At 62.1% G+C, this 4,939-nt stretch carries 3 protein-coding genes; all 3 read left to right on the top strand.

Features of this window, described 5'->3' with window-relative positions; all coding sequences use genetic code 11:
- The first annotated feature begins 267 nt into the window (after positions 1-267).
- Positions 268-1,371 carry an efflux RND transporter periplasmic adaptor subunit gene (locus FW800_RS27195; RefSeq protein ID WP_446438856.1) on the top strand — a complete coding sequence of 368 codons (1,104 nt, stop codon included), beginning with the start codon at positions 268-270 and terminating at the stop codon, positions 1,369-1,371.
- A gap of 2 nt (positions 1,372-1,373) precedes the next feature.
- Positions 1,374-4,448: an efflux RND transporter permease subunit gene (locus FW800_RS27190; RefSeq protein WP_446438855.1), complete on the top strand. Its 3,075-nt coding sequence runs from the start codon at positions 1,374-1,376 to the stop codon at positions 4,446-4,448.
- Between the two features lie 110 nt (positions 4,449-4,558).
- A partial coding sequence (locus FW800_RS27185; protein WP_446438854.1) for a hypothetical protein occupies positions 4,559-4,939 on the top strand: 381 nt, incomplete at its 3' end.

Genomic DNA, 4,939 nt, shown 5'->3' with positions numbered 1-4,939 from the left:
GAGCAGATCAAGATCAAGAGCGGCTCGCTTCGCATCGTGGTTACGGGGCGTGCGGCAGCTACAAAGTTGTGTAGATACCTATGCTGCGATAGTGGTGGTTCGGTTGACTCATCAGTGACTGGCACTGCGCTTTCGCGAACAAGCCCACAGGAGATCTGCGCATAGCTGACTGGGATTATCGGGGGCTGGATTAATTTATATTTCGACCATAATATAAGCACAAAATTACGACCGTAATTTTTCGCACAATGGTTTCCGGAGTTCGCCATGCCCCCTCTCCCCCTGCGTCTTCTCACGCCCCTGGCCCTGTTGATGTTCCTCAATGGCTGCAACAGCAAGGCCGATACCGCCCAGGTGCCAGTGCCGCGCCCGGTACTCGCCGCCAAGGTCGAAGCAGCCGGCACCCAGCAAAGCGCCTATACCGGTGTAGTAGCCGCGCGCACGGAAAGCGACCTGGGCTTTCGGGTCAGCGGCAAGGTGATCGAACGCAAGGTCGACCCCGGCCAGCACGTCTCCCGTGGTGACACCCTGTTGGTGCTGGACATTGGCGACTTCGAACTGGCGCTGCGCTCGGCAAAAAACCGCGTCAACGCCGCCCAGGCCCAACTGCGCCAGCGCCGCGATGACGAAAACCGTTACCAGCGCCTGGCCAGTACCGGCGCGGTGTCGCGGCAGATCTTCGATCAGTCGGCCACTAACCTGCGCGTCGCCCAGGCCGAACTGGCCGCGGCGCAATCGGATGCCAGCCAGATCGAAAACCGTCGCACTTATTCAGTACTCAAGGCCGATGGCGACGGCATCATCACCGACGTGCTGGCCGATCGCGGCCAGGTGGTAGCCGAAGGGCAAATCGTGGCGCGCCTGGCCCATGACGGCGCCCGCGAAGCCATCGTCAATCTGCCGGAGAACCAGCGTGACCTGGCTGCTCAAAAAGCCCTGGCGCTTCCCTTTGGCGCAGCGGACCAGGCCGTGACCGCCACTCTGCGCGAACTGTCCGCCAGCGCCGACCCCGTGACCCGCACCTACCGCGCACGTTATGTGCTGCAGGGTGCGGTCGAACGTTTCGCCCTCGGTTCCACCATCACCGTGCGCTTGCAAGGCAACGGCCAGCCCCTGCAAACCCGCGTACCCATTGGCGCCTTGCAGGATGCAGGGCAAGGCACGGGCGTATGGGTGATTGGCGACGATTTCAAACTCAGCTTCGCCCCGGTGAAGGTCGCCAGCCTCGGCCAGGAGGACGCCTTGCTCGACAGCGGCGTAACACCCGGCCAAACCATCGTCGCCCTCGGCGCTCACCTGTTGCACAGCGGCGATACGGTGCGCTTGCTGCCCTCCCAGGCGCTGGCCCTCAACCGTAAGCAGGATCAATGAGTATGCGCGGGATCAACCTCTCCGAACTGGCCGTCAAACACCGCGCTGTCACCCTGTTTTTGCTGATTGCGATCCTCGTCGCCGGGGTCTTCGCGTTCGGCAAGCTGGGCCGCGCCGAAGACCCCTCGTTCACCGTCAAGGTCATGACCATCACCGCCGCCTGGCCCGGCGCCACCGCCCAGGAGATGCAGGAGCAAGTGGCCGACCGCCTGGAAAAACGCCTGCAGGAACTGGACTACTACGACCGCGTCGAGACCATCGCCCAGCCGGGTTTCGTGTCGATGCGCATGACCTTCCTCGAATCCACACGCCCGAGCGAGATCCAGGCGCTGTTCTACCAGACACGCAAAAAGCTCAGCGACGAAGCCGCGCAACTGCCCAAGGGTGTGATCGGGCCGTTTTTCAACGATGAATATTCCGATGTGTATTTCGCCTTGTATGCCCTGGAGGCAGAACACCTGCCCCACCGCCAGCAAGTACAAATGGCCGAGGAGCTGCGCCAGGGTTTGCTCAACCTGCCGGGGGTAAAGAAGGTCAATATCCTTGGTGAACAGGCCCAGCGCGTGTTTGTGGAGTTTTCCTATGAGCGCCTGGCAACTCTGGGCATCAAGCCCGAGCAAATCTTCGCCGCCCTCGCCGCGCAAAACGCCGTGGCGCCCGCAGGCTTCGTCGAAACCGCCGGCGCCCGTGTCTACATCCGCATCGACGGCGCCTTCGACAGCCTCGCGCTGATCGAAAACGTACCGCTGCAAGTCAATGGCCGCGTGCTGCGCATCGCCGATGTCGCCACCGTGAGCCGCGGATATGAAGACCCGCCCAGCTACCGCATCCGTCACCAGGGCGACCCCGCGCTGATGCTGGGTGTGATCATGGAAAAACACTGGAACGGCCTGGAACTGGACAAGAGCCTGCTGGCCCAGGAAGCCAGGATCCAGGCCGACCTGCCCTTGGGCGTGAACTTCGCCAAAGTCTCCGACCAGGCGAAAAACATCAGCCTGGCGGTCAACGAGTTCATGCTCAAATTCTTCGTCGCCCTGGCCGTGGTGATGCTGATCAGCCTGCTGGCCCTGGGCTTTCGCGTGGGGCTGGTAGTGGCGGCAGCCGTGCCGCTGACGCTCTCGATCGTGTTCGTGATCATGCTGGTCACCGGCCGTGAATTCGACCGTGTGACCCTCGGCGCACTGATCATTTCCCTGGGTTTGTTGGTGGACGACGCGATCATTGCCATCGAGATGATGGTGGTCAAACTCGAAGAAGGCTTTGATCGGATCCACGCGGCCACCTACGCCTGGAGTTCCACGGCGGCGCCGATGCTGACCGGGACCCTGGTCACCATCATCGGTTTTCTCCCGGTAGGGTTTGCGCGCTCCGGGGCGGGCGAATACGCCGGGAATATTTTCTGGATCGTAGGTTTCGCGCTGATTTCGTCCTGGCTGGTGGCCGTGGTGTTTACGCCTTACCTGGGCGTGAAGTTGTTGCCGCACATCAAGCCAGTCCCCGGCGGGCATGATGCGATTTATGCCGGGCGCTACTACCAGAAACTGCGCAGCCTGGTGGAGGCCTGCGTGCGCGGGCGCTGGCTGGTAACCGGGCTGGTGGTGGCCGCGTTCGTGCTGTGCGGCCTGGGTATGGCGGTGGTGAAGAAACAGTTCTTCCCCGACTCCGACCGCTCGGAGCTGATTCTTGAAGTGTATATGCCACCCGGCAGTGCATTTAAAAGCACCGAAGCGGTGGCAGCGCAAGTGGAGAAAGCCTTGTTGCAAGAGCCGCAGACCAGCATGGTGGACACGTATGTGGGCGGCGGTGCACCGCGGTTTTTCCTGTCGTTGAACCCTGAAATGCCCGACCCGGCGTTCGCCAAGCTGATCGTGCAAACCCCCGACTCCCACGCCCGCGATGCGCTGAAACTGCGTATGCGCGAGCGCATTGCGGCAGGCGAATTTCCATCGGCGCGGGTGCGGGTCACACAGCTCGTCTTCGGCCCGCCGGTGCCGTTCCCGGTGGTGTTTCGCGTCTCCGGGCCAGACCTGAATGTGCTGCGCGAGCTGTCTGAAGACGCGCGCCAGGTCGTGGCCGGCAACAAGCTGACCAGAGACACCTTCCTCGAATGGGGCGAGCGTGCCAGCGCTTATCGCCTGGTGCTGGACCAGGACCGCCTGCGCTTGCTGGGTTTTACCCCCGACGAGGTCAAGTCCCAGTTGAACGCCCTGCTCAGCGGCAACCCGATCACCGAAGTCCGCGAAGGCAACCGCACCGTCTCAGTGGTGGCCCGCGCCCAGGGCAGCCAACGCGAAGACCTTGCCAACCTCAATAACATGACGCTGACCAACAGCGCCGGTACGTCGGTACCGCTGGCCCAGGTCGGACATTTCAAGGCGGTGATGGAAGAACCGATCCTCAAGCGCCGTGACCGCGCCACCACCGTGGAAGTGCGCGCCGACATCATCGACGGCGTGCAACCACCCGATGTGGAAATGGCCGTGTACAAAGACCTGCAACCGCTGATCGCCAAGCTGCCCAGCGGTTACAAAATCGACATCGGCGGCCCGGTAGAGGAAAGCGCCAAGGCCAACGTGGCCCTGGCGGCGCTGTTCCCGATCATGATCCTGCTGACCCTCACGGTGATCATGTTCCAGGTGCGCTCGTTCGGCGTGATGTTCATGGTGTTCGCTACCGCGCCTCTGGGCCTGATCGGTGCAGTGCCGACCTTGTTGCTGTTCAACCAGCCATTCGGCTTCAACGCGATTCTCGGGCTGATCGGCATCGGCGGCATCCTGATGCGCAACACACTGATCTTTACCGACCAGATCCGCCAGAACCAGGATCACGGCATGGCGATTCGCGAGGCCATCATCGAAGCCACAGTGCGCCGTGCGCGCCCGGTAATCCTCACCGCACTGGCGGCGGCGCTGGCGTTTATTCCGCTGACGCTGTCGGTGTTCTGGTCGTCGCTGGCCTATGTGCTGATTGGCGGCGTGCTGGTGGGCACGGTGTTGACGCTGTTGTTCCTGCCTGCGCTGTGCAGCCTGGTGCTGCGCGACAAGGTTGCTGAAACTTCCCACGCAAGCGCCGGATAAGCTCTACTCCCCTGCCCTGAAAACCTCTGCAAAGTCCCTCGCCTGATTGAACAGTGCGAGGGATTGCAGATGGTTGTTTTCGTTAGAACCCTGGTTGACAGGGCTGGCTCTTGATCCCGGTGATCGCTGGCTTTGTGTTGGCCCCCATGGATCCCAAGGCGCCGGATGTCACTCGCGTTTTAGCGGATTTTCATACCTGCCTGAACACGTTCGACGCATGGGCCGAGAGCCTGTTGAGTGGTTCGGCACTTGCCGTGGAGCAGGTGTTCAAGGTTGGGGAAGACGTCGCACTGGTCGCGCCGGCTTCTTCCGATAAACCCAGCCGTACCGTCGCTCAATGCAAAGCCCAGGGTAGGTTGACCCTGGTGCATCTGTTTGAAAGTACCCGGTTTGTACCCATCGGCAACACCCAGGTGGAACTGCAAGCCCTGGCTCGGGATGGCAGCCCAGTCGGCGCGCCGCTTCATCGGACCATCGGCCCCAGCGGCATT

This window comes from Pseudomonas sp. 910_23, from assembly GCF_052850795.1.
This window is presented reverse-complemented; position numbering and strand designations above follow the sequence as displayed.